This is a genomic window from Gemmatimonadota bacterium (genome assembly GCA_016714015.1).
In the GTDB taxonomy this organism is placed as follows: domain Bacteria; phylum Gemmatimonadota; class Gemmatimonadetes; order Gemmatimonadales; family Gemmatimonadaceae; genus Pseudogemmatithrix.
Genome location: JADJNZ010000004.1, coordinates 670,736 through 694,338 on the forward strand (window position 1 = coordinate 670,736; position 23,603 = coordinate 694,338).

At 65.8% G+C, this 23,603-nt stretch carries 15 protein-coding genes and 2 pseudogenes; 2 read left to right on the forward strand and 15 right to left on the reverse strand.

Annotated elements, in window-relative coordinates; all coding sequences use genetic code 11:
* Positions 1-355: 355 nt before the first annotated feature.
* The 13 genes and pseudogenes from IPJ78_10235 to IPJ78_10295 form a co-directional block, all read right to left on the reverse strand.
* Entirely contained in the window at positions 356-2,125 is a 1,770-nt protein-coding gene (locus IPJ78_10235; protein ID MBK7906927.1) for a DUF1998 domain-containing protein, read from the reverse strand.
* A pseudogene (locus IPJ78_10240) lies at positions 2,125-5,287 on the reverse strand (hypothetical protein). The gene IPJ78_10235 and the pseudogene IPJ78_10240 overlap by 1 nt, the downstream one beginning before the upstream one ends.
* Before the next feature lie 30 nt (positions 5,288-5,317).
* On the reverse strand, positions 5,318-7,204 hold the full coding sequence (locus tag IPJ78_10245; GenBank protein ID MBK7906928.1) for a hypothetical protein: 1,887 nt from the start codon (positions 7,202-7,204) through the stop codon (positions 5,318-5,320).
* A complete protein-coding gene (locus IPJ78_10250) occupies positions 7,092-7,631 on the reverse strand; it encodes an N-6 DNA methylase (GenBank protein ID MBK7906929.1) in 540 nt (179 codons plus the stop codon). The genes IPJ78_10245 and IPJ78_10250 overlap by 113 nt, the downstream gene beginning before the upstream one ends.
* Before the next feature lie 807 nt (positions 7,632-8,438).
* Complete coding sequence (locus tag IPJ78_10255; protein MBK7906930.1) at positions 8,439-9,185, reverse strand: hypothetical protein; 747 nt, start codon at positions 9,183-9,185, stop codon at positions 8,439-8,441.
* Positions 9,185-9,538, reverse strand: a complete 354-nt coding sequence (locus IPJ78_10260) for a hypothetical protein (GenBank protein ID MBK7906931.1) — start codon at positions 9,536-9,538, stop codon at positions 9,185-9,187. Before IPJ78_10260 ends, IPJ78_10255 begins: the two co-directional genes overlap by 1 nt.
* A gap of 4 nt (positions 9,539-9,542) precedes the next feature.
* Complete coding sequence (locus tag IPJ78_10265) at positions 9,543-10,814, reverse strand: hypothetical protein (GenBank protein ID MBK7906932.1); 1,272 nt, start codon at positions 10,812-10,814, stop codon at positions 9,543-9,545.
* A 23-nt stretch (positions 10,815-10,837) separates the two neighbouring features.
* Positions 10,838-12,429: pseudogene (locus IPJ78_10270) on the reverse strand (DEAD/DEAH box helicase).
* Positions 12,430-12,671: 242 nt separating this feature from the next.
* A complete protein-coding gene (locus IPJ78_10275) occupies positions 12,672-12,989 on the reverse strand; it encodes a hypothetical protein (GenBank protein ID MBK7906933.1) in 318 nt (105 codons plus the stop codon).
* Positions 12,949-13,974 (reverse strand): hypothetical protein, encoded by a 1,026-nt coding sequence (locus IPJ78_10280; GenBank protein MBK7906934.1) that lies wholly within the window; start codon positions 13,972-13,974, stop codon positions 12,949-12,951. Before IPJ78_10280 ends, IPJ78_10275 begins: the two co-directional genes overlap by 41 nt.
* A gap of 4 nt (positions 13,975-13,978) precedes the next feature.
* Complete coding sequence (locus IPJ78_10285; protein ID MBK7906935.1) at positions 13,979-15,121, reverse strand: hypothetical protein; 1,143 nt, start codon at positions 15,119-15,121, stop codon at positions 13,979-13,981.
* On the reverse strand, positions 15,121-15,522 hold the full coding sequence (locus IPJ78_10290; protein MBK7906936.1) for a hypothetical protein: 402 nt from the start codon (positions 15,520-15,522) through the stop codon (positions 15,121-15,123). Before IPJ78_10290 ends, IPJ78_10285 begins: the two co-directional genes overlap by 1 nt.
* Positions 15,519-17,606, reverse strand: a complete 2,088-nt coding sequence (locus tag IPJ78_10295; protein ID MBK7906937.1) for a hypothetical protein — start codon at positions 17,604-17,606, stop codon at positions 15,519-15,521. The genes IPJ78_10290 and IPJ78_10295 overlap by 4 nt, the downstream gene beginning before the upstream one ends.
* Before the next feature lie 391 nt (positions 17,607-17,997).
* Between IPJ78_10295 and IPJ78_10300 the strand changes: the two genes are divergently transcribed.
* On the forward strand, positions 17,998-19,035 hold the full coding sequence (locus IPJ78_10300) for a hypothetical protein (GenBank protein MBK7906938.1): 1,038 nt from the start codon (positions 17,998-18,000) through the stop codon (positions 19,033-19,035).
* Between the two features lie 402 nt (positions 19,036-19,437).
* Here IPJ78_10300 and IPJ78_10305 read toward each other — a convergent pair whose 3' ends face one another.
* Together IPJ78_10305 and IPJ78_10310 are read right to left on the reverse strand one after the other, a co-directional pair.
* The gene (locus IPJ78_10305) at positions 19,438-20,184 is read right to left on the reverse strand and encodes a hypothetical protein (protein MBK7906939.1); all 747 of its coding nucleotides are present in this window, start codon (positions 20,182-20,184) and stop codon (positions 19,438-19,440) included.
* 72 nt (positions 20,185-20,256) lie between these two features.
* Positions 20,257-21,108, reverse strand: a complete 852-nt coding sequence (locus tag IPJ78_10310; protein MBK7906940.1) for a hypothetical protein — start codon at positions 21,106-21,108, stop codon at positions 20,257-20,259.
* 793 nt (positions 21,109-21,901) lie between these two features.
* Between IPJ78_10310 and IPJ78_10315 the strand changes: the two genes are divergently transcribed.
* Entirely contained in the window at positions 21,902-23,602 is a 1,701-nt protein-coding gene (locus IPJ78_10315; protein MBK7906941.1) for an AAA family ATPase, read from the forward strand.
* Position 23,603 lies beyond the last annotated feature (1 nt).

Consider the following 23,603-nt stretch of genomic DNA (forward strand, 5'->3'; position numbering starts at 1 on the left):
CGCGCATCCGCTGAGCTAGCTCGGCAAAGATGTTCTCGCCGTCATGAACGGCGTAGCCCGAGACATCAACCGAACGGTGTGCCGATCTGAACAGCTCGCGCACGAGAGCTGCCGTGTCTCGCGATCCTGCCCCTCTCTCTCGGGTCCGGACCAGACGAGCTCAAGCCGCTTGTCTGCCTTCGACTCAGCTTGCTTGCGCTCCGCAGCCACCGCGTCGAGCAATGCCGCTGTGCCATCTCTACCGAGCTGCGCAACGAACTGGCGCAGTTCCGGCGGAGCGCTTTGGCCCGCACGGACACGCGCAGCGAGCTCGAGGAGGGCTGCGTACGAGTGCTCGGGAAGGATTCGCATTCGCCTAACCGAAGAACTCGCAGCCAAGCTGCTCAACGGTCGACACAACGAGCGAACGATCGAGCAACTCATTGCGCCGCTCGCAGCTCGTCTCCGCGATCAAGAGGCACCCGTGACAGGCAGCTCCAAGGGTGTATTTCTCCTCGAGCAACTGATCGGGAGAGTGCTGCGCACAGATGGGGTCGTTCGAGCAGAGCCTCGCCAGCTCCAAGGCCATCGCAAGGTACTTCTCGATTCGCCGACCGGCGGCGACCAGCCCTCCGAGCGTGCCTTCCGCGTCCGTGGTGCCCGTATAAATGAGGATTCCACATCCCTGTGGCGTCACATACACGCGTTCTCGCAGTGAGCTGGCATTGTATCCGCAGTCGAGCGAGACGGCGGTGATGAGCAGATGCGCCAGCGAATGGAGGAAGACGTACCTGGCGTCGAAGTTGATCGGAAGCGCGTCAGCCTTCGGCGTCCTTCGGAACGCGGCCTCGCGGCGCTGAACCTCTGGTCGTTGACGCCACGCTTCCAGGACATCGTCCTTGAAGGACAGGAAGAACCCCTCGCCGCGCGCCTCCATTGCCGGCAGCCAGGATACCTCAGTAGCAAGCGCCGCGCGGCGGACTGCCAAGTCCAACTCGCCTTGGAGGTCAGGGACGACGGGTTCGAATCGCGTGAATCCCAGCTGCGCCGTGACCTCTCGCAGCCGATGCACGAGGACGACGTGGTCCACCGCTGCGAGCACCGTGGGTGTCGGAGACGGCATGGGATGACGCCGCGCGAAGAAGATCCCTTCTGGCCGGTCCTCTCCGAGGCTCTCCCCTGCTCCGTTAAGCGCTTCAAACTCTTCGATCTTGATCTTCCGGCGAGGAGGCCGCTCTCCGCTCCGGACTGCGTGGATGTGCTGCAGCACGATCTCATCGCTGAAATCAGCCAGCGCCTCTTTCACCTTCGGGATGTTCCTGAAGGCGCCGAGCGTCGCTGCATCCTCAACCGCCACCAGTACGTCCCACACTGACTGCACGGCGTTGCGGGCTCGGTCGCCGGACTCAGGGAGTGAGAGGACCGAAAGCTTTTGCGGGTAGTACGCATTCGACGCCGTGCGAATGAGCAAGCGCATCATTTGCCCACCTGCACCGCCGGCGCCACATTGCTCGCCTCGCGGCAGCCACGGGCGCTGCCCCTTGCACACACCGAGGACGTCGGGGCGGGTCGCCAGCACGAGCGCACGCTCTTTCCCACACTCACAGCGCACCTGTTGATCGGTCAGGTCGCCACTGGTCCCGACCTCATCCAGCCACAGCTGCCGACGGCAGCTAGTGGGACCACCATGCGTGAAATCGAACCACTCGATATCGGCGATGTGACCATTCAGGCACGCCTGCACGAAGCGCACCGGCGTCACCGGGACTTTGACGCCTCGTGCGACTTCGTACTTGCCGTCGGTCAGGTGATTCCGGTGCGCCAGCGGTCGACTCCGCCCCGCTCCTCGCTTCACGACATGCTCGGCGACGAACCAGAGTGGGAAGATCTCGACACCAACCCCAACAGGCGAGCTTCCCGGCTTGTCATCGTCCGCCGGAGGCGATCGCAAGTCGACCCGTGGAATGCTGAGAGCGCGCGCCAACACCTCTTCGAGCCGTGGCTCGACGATACGCTCGCACCGATGAGCCGGCCACCAATCCAAGCCACCGATGATGACCGAATGATCAGGGAGGTCGATCGTCGCCCCAGGACCAAAGCTCGTTACCATCTGGCTGCGTCGAAGCGCGCCGATGCCTCTGGTCATCAGTTGCCTCCTCGCTTGAGCAGAAGCACTTCGGGCTCGACGTCACGCATCGAACGAGCTGCCTTGAAAGCACGCTCGTAGCGCTGAAGTGCAGGGAGCTCGAGATCAAGCGGATCCCGCAGCAGCGGCTTCGCTCGTTCCACCTTCTCGAACTCCTGATACTTGAGCCCCGCGCCCACGGCACTCTGCTGATGGGCGAACTCCGCCCACTGATCGAGTAGCTCGTTGACCAAGCCTTGGATCTTCGTCCTCAGCGCATCGCGTGCGGGCTGCTCCAGGTACGGATCGTGCTCGGTCACGCGAGCGGCCAGTACCTCCGCAATGAATCCCATGCGATGTCGCATCGCACCGATGTCGATCGCCTTCGCCGCCGGTGTCATTTCCGCGATACTGTGCCGCGCCATCGCAACGACGATCGCCGGCAGTACGCGATCGATCGCTCGCGGCGCGAATGGCGTCACGCTAGTGGCTCGACGGAGCGGTAGAACGTCTTGTGATAGAACGCGAAGCGTTCGAAGTGCGAGCGGTCGCGCGGCTTGTTGAGCGTCAGGAGCGTCACCACGAGTCCGGGCCGCTCCGGATCACGACCGACACGGCTCGTCGACTGGATATACTCGGCGCTCCCCTTTGGCTGGCCGAGCACGGCCATCAACCCAAGCCGCGTGATGTCGAGGCCAACTGAGATCATGTTGGTCGCGAGGGCGACATCGACACTGCGGCCGTTGTCCGCCTTTCGCCAGGTCTGCTCCAGACGTCGTTTGGCCGTCGCGATCGCGCTAGTATCAACGCGGGAGGTGAGTTCCCAGACTTCATACGCCACCGCGCGGTCAGCGAAGAGCCCCTCTGCCTCTCCGACTCGCTTGCGCTCCGAGTAGCTCCGTACACGGTCGACGACCTCGCCCTCCACGATTCGGCGGGCACCACCAAGCTCACGAAGCGCATTGAAGTAACCGAGCAGCGACAGGTACGGATCGGCCGGATTGCCAGCCGGGCTCTCGGCCTGAGCGTCGCCACCGTTCCGTAGGTATGCCTTCAGCGCAGAGGACAGCAGCGCCACGTAAGCCCGGAGCATCACGACCCGTAGGCTTCGGCCGGGAGCAGCTACACCCACGTATTGGCGTGGTGCCTGCGCGGTGACATCGGCGGTACGCGCAAAGAAGGAGTCGGCCCGATCAGGTGAGGCCGGAGGAAATAGCTCAACGCCTGGACGCGCGAACAGGGCTCGGCTTTGCGACTCAGCTCGACGAACGGTCGCGGTGGACGCGATGATCTTCGGCCTGATGCGCTGACCGTCCAGCGTACGTGATGCGAAGTGGTCGATCGCCGTCTCGTAGAGACCAGCGATCGTGCCAAGCGGCCCCGAGATGAGGTGCAACTCGTCTTGGATGATCAGATCCATGGGCGGCAGGCACCCGCCAGCGATCGGCCCGCCGATTCCGGGGTCCGCCGCTCCGTAGAAGCCCTCGGCATCGTGTCGGCTGACATGCCCGAAGAGGGTTCCAGCCCGCGCCTCGAAGGGCAGGCTCGCGAACTTGTCGACCGTGGCGATCACGAAGCACGGAAGGCGACGATACAGCGGCTCGTCGACAGCCACGATCGGTAGGGGCCGGTCACCGGGAAAGTCGCAACTCGCGCCTCGCAGGTCAGCACGAGATTCGTCGGCCTGTTGGCGTTCGGCGTCAGGCGGAAGGAGTCTCTGGAGAACGGCGTACCGCACCACGGACAGCTCTCGAGCGGAATCGGGCTCCCGTTCCTCGGGTTGCTCTGAAAGCGCTGTACCCGTTTGCGAGCCGTGCTTTGGTCCTGGTCCCCGGATGCGCCCATCCGGTTCGGGGTAGCCGCACGTCCGACCCAGAGTCCGATCTCGAACGGCCAAGAGCCCAACAGATCCATCTCGCGCGCACGAAGCTGCTCGAGCGCACAGATCAACCCCGCTGCGCGACCAAGCTGGTCCAGCGTGAGGAGACGCAGCGTGTACCGCATGAGAACGGACACTCCCGCTCCGGTGATCCCAGGGTTCTTCAGCCGCCGCATCAGCAGGGTGAAAGCCGCGAGTCCCAGATAGGCTTCGGTCTTGCCGCCGCCGGTCGGAAAGAACAGGAGGTCCACCAACTCGCGATCATCTGGCAGGGCGGTACGCCGGGCTGAGATCCACGCGCGATACTGCGCGACGATCGGAGTAAGGCCGGCCTGTAGCTCCTTGGGAGTCGCCGCTGCCAGCGGCTCCATCCCCAACATCACGCCCGCGAGCTTGGTCGGCTCGGTGAAGGGCACGACCGCCGAAGGCATCCACGTCGTCCACACCGTCCGGCAGGTGGCACCTTCTGCGACCCAATCACAGCCGACGTTGTGCCCCGTTCCGAACTCAAGGACGTCAGCGTACTGGAGCTCCGCCACCTGCTCGTCCCACTCATCCCGAGTGCCGCGCCGCGGGTCCGGGCGTCCCAGGAATCCGGCGGCACACTCCAGTTGAAGCGAGGCCTGGAACGCGTAGGAGGGATCAGGGCGCTCCTTTTCTGCCGGAGGGCGCTCGTTCACGAGGAAGACCGCCACAGCGGCGGCGCCAGCGGGTAGTGCGGAGCCCGGTCCGTCCGCGGCACGCGCGTACGCATACACGCGGAGTCCTGCGCTCCCCGGCACCTCTACCACCGTAGGCTTCGCGCCCGCACTTGGGAGGATCAGCGAGAGGCGCACCTCTCGGGGCTCCCGGCGCCAAATGTCGTCGGGCCGACTTGCAACGCCTTGATGCCCGTCCCCACCGACTTCGCCACCCTCGGCGGCCCCCTCGGCGACGTAGTCTCCCCATCGAAGAGTCGCTTCAAGCGAGCTGGCTCCAGCGGGCACCAGCACGCTCATCCCCAACGACGAGGGAAGGAAGACGCGCTTTGCCGCTCCCTTCTCGGTCGCAGCATCGTCGTCGCCGCTCGCATCGCTGTCGCCGGCCATCTCGAGCTCGTCTTGCGACGTCTCGTCGGCGCGCTCTTCCTCGGGTGCATCGCGCGGTACCAGAAATCCGGTGAGGTACCACCGCGAGGGGCGCATCGGCAGGCGCTCTTGCTCATACTCTCGGTCCTCCGCAAAACGCGCAGCGTCTGGACCAATGAGGTCGAGCCGGAGCGCACGAACGAGATTCGAGCGAACTTCGCGTGAGGTCTGGGACATTGTCATCCGGCGAATGGCGTGTGTGACATCTCAGTGCTGGCCAGTCGATCGTTGGCGGTTCAACTTAAGAAGGCGCGCGAGGACCTCGTCTCGCACCTCGTCCGGCCAGCGAAGCCGGTACTTCCTGCGAGCCCGAGTGCCGGGTTCGATTTCATCCTCATCGAACTCGGGAACGGACTCTGCCTCCGGCAGGAGGTCTGTCCAGCCATAGGCGTCGAGTACCGCACGGTCCATAGCCGCGTGCAAGACTCGCAGTCGCTCCGTATCGCCTGAGGTGTCAGCCGGATCGTGGAAGCGATTATAGGTGTCTGTAAGTCCCTGATTGCGAGCAACCATGAGCTCAGCCCGATACTCATAGCACTCCCTTCCAGCCTGCTCGAGGTCTGTTGACTCCCGATGATCGAGCGGGAACGGAAACGTCTCAAAACAGTCGGTGGGCGTGTAGCGCAAGTCGTCCTTCATCGATGAGCCGAAGAATCGAGCCCAAAGTTCGTGTGGTCGTGATTGTAGACATGCGAACGTCTCGTACCGGTCACTGGGGAACACGATTGCGGAGTGGGCAAAGACACTGCCGGTCTTTACGAACGTCACCTGGAAGCGCGAGCTCACCGCAGAGCACGCCAATGTTCGCGCCTTTCCACTCAGGGTCCTGTAGAGCTCAGCAGCCCCGTGATAGTGCTGCCACCACAATAGCGCCCGTCCGCCATGAGATGAGCCACTCTCGGCGCTCGACCGTAAACGCTCTGGCTTCACTCTCCGCTCGAGAATCTCCATTGCGCGCGGCCACTCATGCCACGCGGCCTCTTCGGTCAAGACGCCGAGATCGATAACGTATCGGCGATGAGTGTGCGTCGACTGAGAATTGATTTCCTCTCCGCCGAGAAATGGCTTGATCACGGCTTGATAACGAGGCTCAGCGGCTAACAGTACACGCATCTCCTCCAGAGAAGACGCTGCTCCCCTGCTATCATCATCAAAAGTGAAGCCCATTCCCAAGATGTAACTGCCGACGAAGCTTCCACCCACATTCTCAGGAAGTCTGCGCGGATCTTCGTTGCCTCCCGCATGAAAGAGGAAGGCGGTAATGGTATCCACCCGGGAACCATCGATGTCCTTCTGGCCGATGTAATCCCCGCGAATACCGTGTACGACGCTCACAACAACTGCTGCCATTCCCGGCCAACGATACCGCCGCCTCACAGAGAAGAGCGTGCAGCCAGCTTCACACATGCGACGCAGGCCAGAGTTTCGGGTGTCTCCTTGCGCAATTGTGTTGGTAGCGATCAGGCCGAAAGCGCCTCCTGCTCGCAAAAGTTCGAATGACCGGCGGAAGAAATAGGCTACGAGATCGCACTTCCCCTCTGCACCGGCATAGACCATCCGAAGCCACGAAGTGTATTCGGGTGGATTGGCCGAAACGATCATCACGTGACCCGCGAACGGCGGATTGCCGATGATCGCGTCGAAGCCGCCTGTCGTCCCAGCGAAGACCTCGGGGAACTCGACCTCCCAATGGAACGGCTCAAGGTGTCTGCGGCGGAGGTCAGCAGCCAGTTCCTCCAATCGGAAGAGGTCCTTCCCGCCGAGCGCCTGCCCCGCGAGTTGCTCGTACTCTTGACGCAGTCCTTCGCGCCTCCGATCTCGGTCCGCGCCGAAGAAGGCCGCAATCACCGCGTCGCCCACGAGCCGCGTATTCCGGAGCGCGCCGTCCGCGTCCTTGAGTAGCCGCTGCTTCTCGCGCGTGTCGTCTGACCCGGCAAGCGCCTCGATCTCGTCTCGAAGTGCATCCGCTTCGCGCAGCCTCTCATCCACCACCTGAGACCACAACTGCGGCGCTCCACCTCCACCCGGTGCCCAGTGGAAGGTCTGGATCGCGACGCGTGAGCCCGACCAGCGAGTCCCCGTGACGAAGGGCATGATCGAGGAACGTGAACGGATGCTCACGGGCAAGCGTCACGAGCCAGAGCGAAAGCTTGGCAAGCTGAACCGCATACGGATTGCGGTCCACGCCATACAGGCACCGCTGTGCCACAAGCCGACGTGCGAAGAGCTGCGGGTCTTCGTCCGGTGGAATGGTCGGCATCTCACCGCTGCGCTGCCACGCTTGAACGAGCGCGTCGCCGAGATAGCGGCAGGCCCCAACGAGGAACGCGCCGGAGCCCATCGCCGGGTCGCACACCTTGAGCGAGAGGATCTGCTGAGGTGTCGGGCTGTCGCCCATCGCTTCGAAGATCGGGCGCAGCGTGGTGGCCACGATCGGCTCGGTGAGCTCCCGTGGCGTGTAGTGCGAGCCAGACCGTCGGCGTTCTTCTGAGGGATGCAGGGTGAGCCCGCCCGGTCGCACGGGAAGCGGCGTGTATGGCGAGACGCGCCGCTGCAGAGGCCTCGAGGAGGCCCTCGACCGATGAGGCCTGCTTGAGTTGCTCGGCCTGCGCGGCTGGTACCTCGCAGTCGCACGAGTCTTTGAGCCACTTCGCTCGGTCCTTCCCTGTGACGCGCAGGAGCGCGTCGATGTCGCAGACGGGATGGCTGGGACTCCCCTTGGCCTTCGTCTTCGGGATCACGGAGATCGACGCGCCCAACGCCGGGCGCACCTCGAAGCCCATCATCGCCTCGTAGACCGAACCGATCTGTTCGACATCGAGCGCGCGATACGACAGGCGTTCGCCGTGCAACACCAGCAACTGCTCGAGCACGCGGAGGACCGCACCGTCGCTCACGCGCGGCACGTCCTTGAGTCGCTCTCCCATCACCCGACGAGAGCTCCAGGCTCGACCCTCGAGGAACGGATATCGGTCTGGGTCGAACAACTCACCCGCTCGTGCCGGGATGCGGATGCTGCCGTGATGTGCGCCGTCGTGGAGGATCCTGGTCAGCGTGAGGAACCGGGCCCACGCGCCGAATCGCTGATCCATGGTATCAGGGAACCGTGCCCGATCCTGCGACAGCCTGTGATAGAGTGCTCCGACCCCATAGTGCTCGACCCACGCGGCGTCCTGCGGAAGCATCCCACGCTCTTCCGAGTAGAGCACAAAGACGAGACGCATGATGGTGGTGAGCAATCCACCGTACACCTCCTGCGGCGCGTGGCTCAGCGTCTCCCGTACCACACGCCCTTCGACAGCCTCGTCGGCCGCTTGGAAGCCGCGCATCAGGTGATACAGCGCCTCGAGGACCTGTGCTGCCAGCTGGTTCGACACGGTGTTCTGGTACTTCCGCGAGTCGCGGAGCACCGCCCCAGGCGGCCCGCGCGAGGACAGGCACGCGAGAGGCGCCACCATTTCAATAGCTCGACCATCGCCAAGAACATCGGACGTCCGGCGACCGGCGCCATCGCCGACACGGGGAACGACACGTAGCCGGACGACTCACCGCGGGGGGCGTAGACCAGGCGAATGGTGTGCTCGTTGGCGATCACGCCAATGCCGACCCCCGTCTCGCGAAGCAGACGCTCGAACTGATCGTGTGGGCTCGCTGACCACGTTCCGACGTTGCTCGAACGATCGAGCGCCGTGCCGGCCGGCAGCGCCTTCACCAGCAGCTGCCACGTCCCGGGACTCTCCGGATCGGGGACCGCGTACGTGGGCGCGAGATGGGTGTTCAGCTCTGGCAGCGCGATCGCGAGCTCTGCGGGCATCACCGGTCCCGAAGCCGAACCCGCGACCGAGCTCAACTCCCACCCAAGCACCTGCTCTGCGAAGACCGCGAAATCAGGCAGCTCGAGCGCGTCCTTGTCACTCCCTGCGCGGAGCAGTGCGCAGTAGGCCGACCAACGCGATCGCTCGGTCTCCTCGATGATGATCCCGGCATCCACCAACGCGGATGGCACCACGACGAGGCCCACCGGCTGGATGAGCCCGAGCCAATCCCGATGCGCACGAATCGTCGCTTCAGCCATCAGCCGCTCACCGGCCAGAGGTACACGAGCCCGAGCGGCTCCACGCGCGCGTGCTTGACGTCGTATGACTCGCGGATCCGCGCCGGCTCCGCCGTGGACTCGCGCTCGAGCGCCTCGAGCCTGCGCTGCCAATGCCGACGCTCGGCCTGCAACTGTCGACGTTCGTCCTCCGAACCGAGCGTGAGCTCGAGCTGAGGACTCTCGTCTGAAGTTTCGCGGATACGCGCGATCCGGTCGCCAATCAGTCGAGCCAGCTCCTTGGACTCGCGCTCGCCCCGCTCAGAGAGCACGCGCGTGGCCACCGCACCGACCTCCGTGGCGCGCTTCTCGAGGAACGGACGCAGGACTTTCACGTCCTCATCTAGCGATTCTCGGAGCCGCGCGGCGGCCTCCGCGGGAACGGGCCGGGCATCGGCCTCCGGAAGAGTCCGGTCCAGCAGGTCGAGCGTCTTGGATTCGCCGACACCGCCCTCCGCGAAGGGCTCCAGCGGCGCCTTCCGCTGCGAGTGGACGCCACCGTGCGGCGACGGCGATGATCTCGTCGTGCAGCCGTCCTGCCTGTGGTCCATACAGCGAGAGCCGACCGAGCAGCACGACCCGGGGCAACGAATCCTCGACGTAGCCCACGCAGGCACGTGCCAGATCGTACTGCACCAGCCCTTGGGCCGTGAACCGACCAAGAAGCCGTTGCACCAGCCGCTGCTCGAGATGCAGGTGCACGGCAGCCGGGTCTCCCAGCCCGCGGTCCTGAAAGATCACAGGGCGCAGGCTGCTGCGGTTCCGCCACTCAGCGACGGCCTGCTTCCGGTCGCGCGGCGGACGGAGGGTATCGAGCGTCTCCTGCCAGCTCGGATCGTTGGCCGGAATAGGCACGTGCCAGACCGTCCTGTCGCGCTCGACCGCTTCACGCAGCGGACCGACACCGGCGAGACCGAGTGCTCGGTCGAGCGCGGCGCGGAATGCGGGTTCGCGGAAGTTCAGGTGATCCTGCGCTTTGTCGCGCAGCCCTTGCAGGACGTCGATCTGACGCTCGAGGTCCTGTTTGGCGACTCGAGACGACTCGAGCTCTTCGAGCGCGCGAGCCTTCTTCGTAGGATCCGCCTCCACACCATCGATCTTCCGCACGAGCTCGTCGACCGAATCGCGCGCGATCCCCTTCACGAGCAGGTTCTCGACATCGCGCTCCAGCACGGGAGCGAGACTGCCCAGTTGCTGCCGGATCCGCTCGGTCTTGAGCACAAGCGTCTCGAGCACGCGATCCTCTGGCCGCTGCTTCAGCACGAAGTAGTGGCAGCGCACCTCGGCTGCTGGTTGGCCCTTTCTGTCGATACGACCGTTCCGCTGCTCCAGACGCGCCGGGTTCCAAGGCAGGTCGAAGTGGAACAGGTCGGCGCAATGATGTTGGAGGTTGAGACCTTCCCGCGCCGCGTCGGTGGCGACGAGAATCCGAAGTGGATGGCGCTCGGGTTCCTCATTGAACGCGCGCTTGACCGCCTCTCGAGCGTCCTCGCCCATACCACCATGGAAGACGGCGATGCGTTCGTCCGCTCGATCCGTCCCGGCGATTGCCGACTCAAGCTTCCGGACTAGATACCCCTTCGTATCGGCATACTCCGTGAAGATGATCACGCGGCGCGGCGCCCACTCAGCGGTCACTCCTCCGCGGTGGGCCTCGTCGATGTCCCGTAGGGGCACTGGTTCGTTCGAATCCAATCCACGAGGGCTCGCACGCGCGCGTCCGGAGCGTGTCGGTGCTCATCCGCGATGGTGGCCATCTCACGCACCAGGTCGCGCTCGCGCATCAGGAGCGACCTTTCACCTTCGGCCGATGCCTTCGTCGCGCGCTCCATCGCGTCGGCCTCGGAAGCGTCGCGCCGCTCTTCAGAGTCCTCCGCCTCGTCGTCGTCCGATCCCGGCGGGAGCAGATCGCGCATCGATACCTGCGCCTGCACGATCGAGGAGTCGGGAGCGGCCGCGACCATTCGATCGAGCGTGGCGGCGTGTACAGTGGCCGTGCGAGCGAAAGCCTCAAGTGACGAGAGCAGCCGCTTCTGCAGGTTGATGATCGTCAGCCGGCCAGCCGCCTGCGCGGTCTTCCGAGCCCCCTCGAGCCGCGTGCGGCGCAGCTTGTCGAGGTCATCGAGCTTCGCGGCGAGGACCAACTCCGGAGCGTCCGGAGGAGCCCATCGATGGAGATCTTCGGTACGTGCCTCAGCGGGAAACCGCCCTGAAGCTGCCGCAGGTCCTCCTTCAGCCGGCGGACCATGATCGCATCGAGCTCCTTGGCGCTCTTGACCGGCACCCCGCGTGTGAATCGCTGGGGATCCAACAGCTCGAGCAGAGCGGCGAAGCTATTCGAGTGCCCGTTGTGTGGAGTCGCGGAGAGGAAGAGTCGGTGCTCGAATCGTCCTGCGAGGTCACGGATAGTTCGCGTGAACTGCGAATCGATCGCGTACCGGGAACCGCTCGCGGGTGCCGCGTGATGCGCCTCGTCGAGGATCAGAAGCGTTCCCGGAGCTGATTCGCCCAGCCAGTCCCGCAGCCCACTGGCGTACGACTCGTCAGAGAGCAAGCTGTGCGAGATGATGAACCGGGAGTGGGTCGTCCACGGGTTGATGCCGTAGCCGCGATCCATCCTCTGCCGCTGCACGTAGGCGCGGTCATAGACCTCGAAGGTGAGGCCGAAGCGTTGCTCGAGCTCCTCACGCCACTGCGGTACGACGGAAGGCGGTGCCGCCACCACGACGCGCTGCACGCGCTGTCTCAGCATGAGCTCGCGCAGGATGAGCCCCGCCTCGATCGTCTTGCCGAGACCGACATCGTCGGCGATGAACAGATTCACGCGCGGCAGCTTCAGCGCCTTGCGGAGCGGCTCGAGCTGGTAGGCCATCACCTCGATGCCGGCGCGGAATGGGGCCTGGAACAGCTCTGGGTCCGTGGCGGTGACCGTATTCCAGCGGATCGTATTCAGGTAGGCGGCGAAGAGGCCCGGGGCATCGAACCCACGTTCGCCGATGCGGTCCCAGCCTGCGTCGGCGATGAATTCTGCGGCGACCTCGCGCTCCCAGAGGACTTCGGAGACGTCGCCGAGGGCATCGTCTTCGATGCAGGAGAGCCTGACGAGGGTGTCGGTGCCGCCATCATGGGATGGCGTGACGCCTTCGACGATGTGCCGGCGGGTGCGGCAGCGCACCAACAGCCCCGGCTTTGGCAAGTCATCAACGGCGATCTGTCGAAGCGGCATCCCAGGACGTCTCCAGACAGCTTGACATGGTGAGCGCGAGCGGCGCGTGGGGTAGATCGACCAGGCGAAGCGCAAGCAGTTGCTGGCTGCCTGAGGGGAAAGATGCGCGGCAGTACGGCGAGTCGCTACCAACTTGAGATGCTCGAATGCAACCCGACGCATCTCGTCGGCACCCTAGCATGTTCAGGGCGCTTGCCGCATTCCGGACAATCGACCTGCCTCGCATGATGTGCCCGGCCCCCTCAGAGCGAAAGATCGAACGACAACCCCTCCACCACCGCCTCGGGCAACGGCGCCCTCAACTCCGCATCCGGTGTGATCAGGCTCTTCACCGCATCCTCACCCATCACCACCCGGAACCACCGCTCCCGCTCGGTCATCACGTGGTACTGCCGCTCATCCGACGCGCCCGCGATGTAGGGCAGGTCCGTCACGATCGTGCTCGTCCCCTCGGCCTTGCACCCCAGCCGGTCGATCCGTCCTGTCCGCTGCTCGATCGTGCTCGGATTCCAGTCCAGGTCATGGTGGATGACATGCCGGCAGTGCCGCTGCAGGTCCACCCCCTTCCCCCATCACCTGGCTGCACACGAGGATCTCGGGGAAGAACGGCGTATTGAACGCCCGCATGAGCCGCTCTCGCGTCTCGCGCTTCGTCTCCCCCATCGCGACCTGGATGTTCGCCAGGGTCACCACACGGGTGCCGTCGGCCTCCCCATCCTCGACCTGGATGCCTCCCACCTTGATGTCTGCGATGGCCTCGAGGTAGGCTGCACGCTCGGCAGCACCGCACTCGTCCGCGATGAAGTGCAGGAACCGCCCGAGCTTCGCCAGCCAGGTCACGCCGGAGCGGTCCGCTCTCCCAAGGAAGGCATCGACACACGCCTCGTGCTCCCAGTCGTCCAGGTGCTCGAGCGGGAACGACCGCGCCAGCGATGAGGTGGCCCGCAGGAACCGGCGCATCACATCGAGCAGCTCCTCCCGTATCCCGTCCAGCGCCCCGGCCTCACGCGCCCTTGCTGCTGCGCCGTCGATCAGCGCCTCCAGTCGAGCATCCAGTGCCCGTCGTCCCGGGCTCTTCGGCTTGTCGAAGTACCGGTCCTGAGCGGTGGTGATGGCTCGTTCGACCGATCGCTCATCGGCCCGGAGTCCCGCCGCCTCGAACCGCCGCCGCACGGCATCCATCAGCCGCTGCTCCAGCGCGGCACTGATGTGCACCCGCAGCGCGCGGCAGGTGTGCACATAGAACGCGAAGACGACCACCTTCTCCCCGGACTCCCACAGCTCGACCACGCGCCGGACCGTCGCCTCGACCTTCGGATGCTCCTTCAGCGCCGAGCCGGCGATCGCGTCGTCGAACGCCTTGAGGTACCACGCGGCCTCGGACAGCACTCTCGCCTCGACCTTCTCGTCTCCCTCGGAGTCCCGCAACTCGCTCCGCGACTGACGCGTGTGCCGGAACGCCTCGAATGAGGAGGAGAGCGCCTCTCCGAGCAGGTCCTGCGAGGGCCGTGCGGCGCTGCGGGCGGCAAGGTAGAACGGGAGCACGCGATCAACCGGGGATCTCGAGGCCGCCCCGCCGAGCGGCATCGAGCATCCGCGCGCCGTCCTGCCGCTCGCGGCGCACCACCTCGGTCCCGGCCCACCGAACACCCTTCCCGTGCCGGATCACCCAGCGTCGAAGTAGTCGTTCCGCCTCGCCCCGTGCGGTGGCGACGGCCTCGTAGGCATCCCGGCAGGCGCGCTCGTGGAGCGTCAGCTGCTCCCGCTCCGCTCGACTCGTCGCGGCCCACCATGCCTCGGTATCCGTGTCGGGTGCGAGTTCCAGGCGGGTCCACGCCTTCTGGAACCGCAGCGCGGCCTCCTGGGTGGCCGTCAGCGCCTCGCCCAGCTGCTTCAGGCCGGCGCGCAGGGGCTCGATCTCCGGAAGTTCGGGCTGGCCCTTCCGCACGTCCGCGAAGCGGCTGAGGACGTTCACCAGTTCGTTGTGGCCGAGCTGGAAGGGGGTGGCCGTGAGGAAGAGCATGCGGTCAAAGACGTTCGCCATCGCCCCGTCCCCGGTCCTCAGCTCTGCCGTGTCATCGAACGGCTTGAGCTGACGGGCGGGACCGGCGTCGACGTTCTTGAGGTGGTGCGCCTCATCGAGGATCAGCAGCGGGGACCGCCACCGCGCTTGATGGAGCAGATCGGCCCACAGCCGGCCCTCGAGCTCGCGCAGGCTGGACTGGACGTCCTTGATGCGCGCGCGGACCTGCGCCTCCGTGCCGCGCGCCCGGAGCGGCATCTCGGCGAGCGCATCCGCGAGCGGCTTCAGATCGAGGTCACCGCGCTGCAGCACCCGCGCGATCGCCTTCGGGACCGGATCGTCCCGGAGCATCGCCTTCGGGTCCGTGACCTCGGCGTTGTACGTCTCGCGCCACGATTCCGGCGCGCTGGAAAGCAGATGATTCCAGAGCTGCTCGCCGAGGTCGTGCTGACGTTCCTCTCCCAGCGCCGAGATGAGGGGCGCCATGAAGCGATGGATCTGGGCCTTCACCGCGATGAGCCGCTTCGCCCCTCCCCGTGCGTGGCGGCGAAGCGTCTCGGCGACCAGCGCCAGCCGGATCCACTTGTCGGTCTGCTTGCGGCGCATGGCGCCTTGGGCGAGGAAGATGAGGTGCGCCCGCTCGCGCGGCGCGTCGTCGAGGAGCCGCATCAAGTCGATGCTGTGCCGCGCGACGCCGAACCGGATGACCGTCCCCCGGCTCCGCCCGCCCGAGGGACGCTCCGCGACGTCACACACCGTCGCATCCTCACGTACAGCTCGGCGAACGCCTTCAGGTCGCCTGCCCACTTCGTGAGGAGGGCGGGAGGTGCCATTACGATCACCGGGCCGGACGCCTCCGACAGTGCGACTGACACCGCGACTCCGAGCGCGACGAAGGTCTTCCCCATCCCGACCTCGTCCGCCAGGATCACGCCCGGCTGCTCCCGAAAGCGCCGGAGGATCTCCTCCACCTCCGTCCGCTGGCGGCGCTGGTCGGCTTCCGCGACGCGGTCGTTGAGCTTCCTGCCGAGCAGCAGGGCTTCGGCGGGTGCGAATCTGACGCGGCTCACTTGGCTTCCTCCACGATCCCGTCCCAGAAGGCGAGCACGTTGGCGGCGATCCTCGGGCGTAGCGGGCGCAGCGCTGCATCCAGGTCCCGCGCCAGCTCCTTCCGGAACGCCGAGAAGGTGCGCCTGACGTGCGACACCGGGAGTCCTCCCTGCTCGTCGCGGAACGTGACCTCCCGCAGGACGATCACGAGGTCCGCCGCGGCGAAGAGCGCATCGGTGGGATCGGCGGCAGTCTCTGCTTCCCGCACCAGCCGCCGCGCGACCTCCTGCGGTCCGATCATCCCGCGCAGGCGCCACTCGAAGGCAGTCGCGCTCCAGACCGGGCGCTCAAGGTTCGCGCGAACACCCTCCATCAGCCGCGCCCGGGCCCTCACCCGGTACAGGAAGGTCTCCCGGAGATCGAAGCGACGGAGCGGGTCCAGCTCGGGCGAGAGCGCGGTGTCGAGCAGATCCTCGGATTCGTCGCCCGCGATGCGTTCGCGCAGCAGGAGCCGGAGTTCGGCCGCAGGATTCGTCGCCGCCAGCAGTCGTAGCATCGCTTCGCTGTCGAGGGCGTCGAGGTCAGCCGGCGCGGCGAGACGGCTCGGGTCCTCGACGTTCACCGGCAGGATGCCCTTCCGGTCGTCGTCCCAGCGCACCATCAGCGTGTCGGGCGGCGAAGCGCCGACCCAAGCGATATGTCGGCAGCCGGGGCCCTCGGGACCGATCGCGTCATCCGACGACACCAGCTGCCGCACGGGCTCTCCCGTGGCCCACACGCTCCACTGCGCGGGGAGCGCACTCTCCGCGAGGACCAGCTCGATCCGGTCCGGGGGACCGGCGTGGAAGGTTGCCGACACGAAGCCCATGGGGATCCGGTCCAACTCGGGCCCTGCGGTGCCCTCCTCGTCACCACTCCCGATCCACTCAGCAGCGCCGGGTTCGGCCACGGTCGTCGTCGGCGGCCAGATGGCCTCCAACGCCCCCGCATCACCTCTCCGGTCGCCATCCCGGATCACCGTGAGCAGATTGGCTTCGGCGTTGAAGCGAGAATCGGTGCCGAGCCCGGCGGTCGTGAAGTTGGACGACCCGACAATGAGCGCCACGTACCCGTCATCGGCCAGCCGGAGCATCTTCGCGTGCCACTCCCGCGGGTTCTTCTCCTCATCCACCGCAGGGAGGGCCGTCACGGTGACCTCGTCCGCGTACTCCTGCGCGAGAGTCAGCAGGAACCGCGGCGCCTTCACGCGTGCTTGCGTCGCATCCGTGATGTGCTCCATCGGGACGGCGAGCTCCACGCGTCGCCGCGTCCCGCGACCCATCGCGCGCCCCAACGCCTGCATCGCGGTCCTCTCGTGGTCCGATTGATCGAAGAACGGAGAGGCGACCGCGACGCGGGTCGGCGAGTATCCCCCAAGGCGCTGGCAGAGCGCGAGGCTCTCACTGAGCGTGCTCCGCGCCGCGACCTCCGTCCCACGCGCCGGGAGCGTGCAGACCAGGCGCTGGTGCAAGTCGCGTCGCGATGCGATCGGTGCCCAGTCGGCGATGAGGGTCTCCACTCGCGCCAGGAACGCTTCGGCGCGCGACCGTGCCGCGCACGACGGTGTGAACTCGAGCAGCTCGCGAAGGAAGTGGCTCACGTCCTGCCACAGGACGCGGTCCACCTCGGAGGGCGTCAGTGCGACCGTCGTCGCGATCTCCTGATTCGACCGATAGCCCGGCTCGGTGAGATTGGCGGATGCCACGATCACGCGGACGTGGCGCTGCCAAGCGAGCACGGAGAGCTTGGCATGCTGTATGCCCCCGGTGATCCGCACGGGAAGGACGTCCCACCGCATGGAGTGGTTCACACCGGCGCGCTGGTGATCGACGAGGACGCCGGCGAAGATCCCACCGAGCGCGTTCTCCCGCTCGAGCATCGACACGAGCCCGTCCCGTTCCGTCAGCGTCTCGACGCCGAGGAACCGACCGAGACACTGCTCCTCGAAGAGGGTCGAGTCGAAGGTGAAGGTCGACGCCAGGCAGCCGAGGGCGTCCCCGGCGTCGGCAGGCGGGCGCCACAGATCGAGCATCGCGCCTGTGGCGGCGGATCGACGGCGGCTCATGTGAGATCCTCGCGGAACCGTCGGATGGGCGCGCACCGGTAGTCGTGGACGTATCGCTCCGGGCTCGGCTGCCACTCGGGCAGCTGGTAGCGCGGCCGCCAGTACCTCCGATCATCACCCATCGGTTCGAACCACGACCGCTTCCCCCGGCCGACTTGTCCCGCTGGATCCGCAGGTGGTGGGAAAGGAGTTCGTTCGCCAGCGCGAGTGGCGCGAGCGGTGATCCGAACACCCCGAACCGGGCTGCGAAGGCAGGCCCCTGCGGCAGCGCCTCGGCAACGAATGCTCGCTCCGCCGCCCCGAACCGCGTGGGGAGCTCGCGAGACAGCTCCACGAAGTCCGACCGATCGTGCAGCGAGAGCAGTTCGAGCGTGCCGCCGCGGCCGCCGGCATGTCGCAGACAGTCGAAGGCGTCCTGCAGGCCGCGCGCGAACCGCTCGAAGGCGTCGATCGCCCCCACCAGCCCGGCGTACTCCGGCGCGCGGGAGGCGAGAACGCTCAAGACCTCCTGATCCGGCGCCTCCTTGTCGAGCCCGTCGAGGCAGTTCCATATGGGCGCGAGCGCGCCAACAGCCTGCGAGCCGGTCCGGAGGAGCAGTTCCCGCAACAGTCGCTTCTCTCGTCGTCCAAGCCGGTCCGGGTGGAAGGCTCTGGCGAGGGCCTCCCATTCGGTCACCGAGAAGACGTCGACGGAGCGCGGAGGACGCCGTTCGAGTCCGCGCCTCACCGCGGCCGCGCAGCTCTTGATGAGCGCCTCAGCCCCTGTCCGGCCACCGTCGGGGTAGTCATCCATCCAGGCCTCGACCAACGCACTGCCCTGCTCTCGCAGGTCGAGGTGGACGTCCGTGATGCCGAGGTGCACCGCCAGCCGCTTGTAGATCCCGTGGAAGCCGAAGACGCGAGGCGTCTTGAGATAGGTCGCCGCGTCGACGTGCTTGTAGTTGTCCAAAGCCCGCCGGACCACCTGCACCCCCGCCACGCCCTGCGCCAAGGGCACCGCGGCAGCGGATCGCACGAACGCCTCCACCACGAACCACTCCCAGACGAGGAACGGCGACGAATCGAGCCGAGCGGGGTCACCCTTCAACTCCTCGATGACCCGCGTGCCGACCGCGATCGCGGTCAGGAAGCGGATGCGCTGCATGCGCTCGCGCACGGCCGGGACGAGCCGGACGGCGAGTTGGTCGGCGGTCTGGTAGAGGCCCATCGGGTCGAGCGTGCCTTCGCTCGTGCCGACGGGGTCGAAGGTGGTGAAGAAGGGGAAGACCGAGCGGGTCACGGGGTCGCCTGGAATGTTTGTGGTGCCCCGCGAGTCTCTTCAGATGCGCTCGACCCGGTCCTTGCGGCGTTCGAGATCAAGGCTCCGTCCAAGCACTTAAACGATCGTTCAAGAACTCGACCCGCCCGTTCACGTATTCCCAGTACGTGACAATTCCCCCAGAGATACGCCGTGGCTCGCCCAGGATCCTCCTTACCTGATCCATGGTCATACCTCGGCGAAGACGTCGCCAGTTGGTCAAGTCCTGAGACAGATCGGAACTCGTAGAGGGCGCGCCGGTCGCGCCCTCACGAATGTTCGATCGCGCCCCCTCCAACGCGGCGATCCGCTGCTCGAGTGTCACGACTCTGGCTTCCAGTGCCTGGATCCTCGCCGCGAGCTCTTCGCGCGACTGGCACTCGATGACCGACCCGCTCGCCGCAACCAGCGCGAGTGCGCAGATGAACTTCATGACTCGAGCTCCGACCGCGAACATTGTCATTCTCCCGAAAGCTTGAGATGCCCTACCCGCTCGCGACAACACGAACGGAACGTCCAGAAGCTTCAGCGAGATCACTTCGCCGCCGCGACGCGGCGGAACGGTCGCCTCCACCCGCTTGCTCGGTACAGGGGATCGTACCACAAGCGACCGGCGGAATCGCGTTCGATGGCGATTCGACCCGAAAGGAACGGATCCACTGGTATCCCCCTTCGGAGCAGCTCGCGCCGCTCATCGGAGTGCGCCCACTCGAGTCGCTCACCGTAAACCTCCCAGTCAGGCACCTCGATCGGTCGGTCTCCAGCGAGTGGCCGCACGAGCAACGTCGCCGCCTTCCACGGCCCTCGATACTCCTCTGTCGACAGACGACCGAAGTAGTCGTTGGCATGCTGGGAAAGAGCTTGCGTCGCGATATCCTTGCGCCGGCGGATCTTGGCCATTCCCTTGCGTGGCGGGAACAGGTCCTCGTCGACGGCTCCGTCGGCCCCTTGCGAAACGAGCAGCTTCCAGAGGTTGGGCATCACGAAGCGCGCGTGCAGCCAGGCGTGGCATCGGTGACACATCGGAACGCACGATTGCCAGAAGTCCTCGTGGGTGGGGCCGTACTCCTCAGCGTGGTAAGGGATCGCGCTCAAGGGGAGCGCCGCGCGGCAGCACAAGCACTCGGTCGCGATCGGAAGAACGCCCCACCGGCGTGCGCGCTCGTACGCGCCGTAGCGCGGACCATTGCGAACCAGCGCTCTCCACCCGTTGTAGGGGAGGCCTCGTTCAGGAGCAGCGGTGACGTGAGGCAGCTCGGTACGGGTCTCTTCGGCGTTCATCGGAAGGGGAATTCGGTGCGGGCCGCTCGTCGCGTCAATCGACCATCCCAAGAATCCGGCGAGAGCAAGCGGCTACGCCGGCGCCTGAGGCGCCGGCGGACTCGACACGGGGAGGTACTTCTCCCGCAACTGCGCCACATGAGTCACGAATGATCCGCCGGTCTCCGGCGCCATCTCCCACAAGCGCGCGACAAGGGCCTCTGTCGGCACGACGCGCACTGACGCCCTCGCGGCTGGCAACAGCCAGTCAAGGAAGCCGTTCGCCTGGCTCCACGTGAAAGCGTTCGCCTCGGGTACGAGAAGGACCAGTCGGTCACCTCGAGCCGGGTCCACGTGGCTGAGATTTCGGAAGAGCTGATAGTGGAGCAGGAAGTGGGCCTCTTCGAGGAACTCAGGCCGGACCTTCTCCGCCAACTTCGGCAGGTAGTCCATGCGCTTCCGCAGATGCGACTCATCTGCCTGGGCCATCCCGAAGTGCGCCTCGGTCAGCTTCACCTCGACGAAGAGCCGAGCGCCGTCGGCGTACTCTGCGAAGACATCGAACGACGTGCGTTCGGCGGGCTCGTGGATCCACTCGAAGTGCCAGCGGCTCACCGCCCCTGCCCTGAGTCCCAACGCATCGAATAGGGGGCCGCGAGTTGCGTCCTCTCGCATCCACGGGAAGAAGAGATTGAAGGTTAACGCCTGCGAGGAGTTCAGGTGGTGGAAGTCGGTGTGGAGCGCGAGTTCCCGCCGGTTCGCCTCGAAGTACTCCCAGAACTCGTCACGGAGAGAGGCGAGAATGTTCTCTCGAAGGAGCGACTCGGGGAGAACGTGCGCGTAAGCCCGACCGTTGCCCCGGTAAATGCCGTCAGGGGAGCCCGGCCAGTGCCGGGCCTTGTATTCCGACAGGTGTTCCTTGAGGGTGTCGGCGTAGTCGGTCATCGGACGGGTTCAGGAAGTGGCATGTCGCGAACACAGGTCAACGTAGCTCGGTGGACTGACAGCCACACCTATGACAAATTCTAGGGGTCATCGAGAGCGCGATGTGGACAACTGGCGGGTGAGGACTGCTCGGGGGATAGGCCCAAGCGCGGCACATCCGGTTGTCCACGATCAGCCCCGAGTCCGAAATGCGCCTGCGCTTGACTCTCGGCTGAGGACGGTCAGGGATACTCCCCACACGCTCTCATCAGCATCAGCCCCCTGTTCGGATCCGGGCCGTCGTCGCCAAATTGTACGATCTGGTCAGCGGGCTTCTCTCGGAGGCAATCGATCGAATGGCGCACCCGGCAAATGGACTACCGCTCGACTGGCGTCCGTTCAAGGATCTAAACCTTGCTGCGCTGCGGGACACTTGTCGCATCCAGGAGCGATGATCCTGGAGTGCTTCGGGCCGTTGATCACGAGCTGTCCTATCGCAGCGGATTTCCTGGGCAGGCTGCGCTGCAGCATCACGTACGGTCACTGCTTGAGGAGCAACACTCCGTCTCGCACCTACCTGCCATCTCAGGTGGTGCAGCTCAGATCGGAAGTGGCTTCGTGCATTCCGCGCCGAGCCACGGCCCTTCGGTTCCGCTGCTGCAGGGCTCTCAAGTATCTCCTGCGACTCGGACGAGCGTACCGATGGCCGCGCAAACCCGCGGGAGCATTCCTGACTGGCTGAAGACCTTCCTGAGCGTCTTAGCCGCGCTGCTCCTGTATCGGTTGCTCTTTTGACCGCGTCCGAGCCGTCCCAATGACCAATACGTCCGAGCGGCCTCTTGAAGAGGGGGCGGACGTCGCGAGGACGCGCGTCCACCAACTATTTGAGTTCCTTCGGGCCTACGCTGAGCGCAAGGCCCCGGCGACGTACGATTTCCGGGGGCATCCGGAAGTCATCCGGATCAAGGACCTCCCGGTTCACCCCGCCATCCAGCTTGGCACGGTGCAGCTGGCGTCGGCGACCGAGGCGCTCGCGAGCGAGGGTGCCGAGCGGCCTCTTCTGAGCGTTCGCCGGCCCGCTTCGACGCCGGCGCCGGCGCCGCCGCCAAGTCTTGTGGACTGGCTCAATCCTGGATGGGAGGAGCCAGAAGGCGCGGCACCGACAGTCATAGACGAACGCAACGTCCCATCGAAGGATGGCGGCGCGGTTGAGCTGTTCACAGCGAGTTCGAGTCGCGCCGCGGACCTCCGAACGTGGCGAGAACAGTGGGACCGGTGGGCAACGTCGGAGCGTCCGTGCCGGAACGCGATAGCGGTGTTCGAGCGACTGTTCGCGTTGCGTGCGCGAATGGCGCAGGAAGGCGAGCGCCTTGAGCTGCTCATTGCGACAGGGCGCCTAGTGTGGAAGGCGCCCGCCATCGGCGAAGTCGACCACCCGATCCTGTTGCAGCGAGTGGAGTTGGCATTCGACCCGTCTGGACCTTCGATCAGCATCGTCGACGCGGATCAGGAACCAGAACTCTACCTCCCGGTCCTGGCGATAGGCAGCGGAGGCATGGGACCGCTCGACTCGACCGCGTTGCGCGACGAACTGAGTGCGCGGCAGTACCATCCACTGGAGTCCGCCGCGACACCAGAGTATCTCCGTCGGATCGCCCTACTCCTGCACGCCAGGGGCGAGTACCACGAGTCTTGGTCACCTCGGAACCCGATCGACGAGCCGCACCTCGTCAATGACCCCATGCTGCTGCTTCGGGTTCGGGGTGCCGGGTTTGCGGCTGCCATCTCGCGTGTGCTCAACGACATCGTCGGCGGCGGCGAGATCCCGGTCGGGCTCGCACGCTTGGTCGGGATCGACCGACTGAACGTCGATCCGCTCGCAGGTCTTCCTGACTACTCACCCTGGGGCGAACCGCCCGACATTCTGCTCAGCAAGCCCGCGAATGAAGAGCAGGTTCAGATTGCACAGGCGCTGGCGCGCTATCGGGCCGTGCTGGTGCAAGGACCGCCCGGCACCGGAAAGAGCCATACGATTGCGAACCTCATCGGGCATCTGGTCTCGGAGGGCAAGCGGGTCCTCGTCACGAGTCACACGACGAAGGCTCTCTCGGTACTCCGTGACAAGGTCGAACCCCTGCTACAGCCGCTCTGCCTGGCGTTGCTGGACAACGACGCCGAGAGCCGCAAGCAGCTCGAGCAGGCAGTACGCGCGATTCTCTCACGCCTCACCCAGAGCAGTGCGCCGGCCCTCGCGGAACGCGAGCGGCAGTTGTCGCGAGAGCGGGAGCGGCTGCTCGCGGCAGTGGCTCAGTGCACCGATGATCTCCGCACCGTGCGTGAGGCCGAGTACCGCGCACTAGCGGTCGGAGGTGACGCGGTCGCGCCCGCCGAAGGGGCCCGTTGGCTTGTCGAGATGGGTCCGGGCCACGGCTGGATCGAGGGTCGTGTGGACCCAGGGCACCGCTGCCCCTTTCGGATGAGGATTTACGGTGGCTGTACGAGAGCAACGGCCTGAT

What these genes read in the sequence shown, in the direction of transcription:
- IPJ78_10235 (MBK7906927.1), bottom strand. Translation starts at nt 2,125, where the DNA reads ATGACCAGAGGCATCGGCGCGCTTCGACGCAGCCAGATGGTAACGAGC.
- IPJ78_10245 (MBK7906928.1), bottom strand. Translation starts at nt 7,204, where the DNA reads ATGCCCTTCGTCACGGGGACTCGCTGGTCGGGCTCACGCGTCGCGATC.
- IPJ78_10255 (MBK7906930.1), bottom strand. Translation starts at nt 9,185, where the DNA reads ATGGCTGAAGCGACGATTCGTGCGCATCGGGATTGGCTCGGGCTCATC.
- IPJ78_10285 (MBK7906935.1), bottom strand. Translation starts at nt 15,121, where the DNA reads ATGCGGCTCCTCGACGACGCGCCGCGCGAGCGGGCGCACCTCATCTTC.
- IPJ78_10295 (MBK7906937.1), bottom strand. Translation starts at nt 17,606, where the DNA reads ATGAGCCGCCGTCGATCCGCCGCCACAGGCGCGATGCTCGATCTGTGG.
- IPJ78_10300 (MBK7906938.1), top strand. Translation starts at nt 17,998, where the DNA reads ATGTCGCAGACAGTCGAAGGCGTCCTGCAGGCCGCGCGCGAACCGCTC.
- IPJ78_10305 (MBK7906939.1), bottom strand. Translation starts at nt 20,184, where the DNA reads ATGAACGCCGAAGAGACCCGTACCGAGCTGCCTCACGTCACCGCTGCT.
- IPJ78_10310 (MBK7906940.1), bottom strand. Translation starts at nt 21,108, where the DNA reads ATGACCGACTACGCCGACACCCTCAAGGAACACCTGTCGGAATACAAG.
- IPJ78_10315 (MBK7906941.1), top strand. Translation starts at nt 21,902, where the DNA reads ATGACCAATACGTCCGAGCGGCCTCTTGAAGAGGGGGCGGACGTCGCG.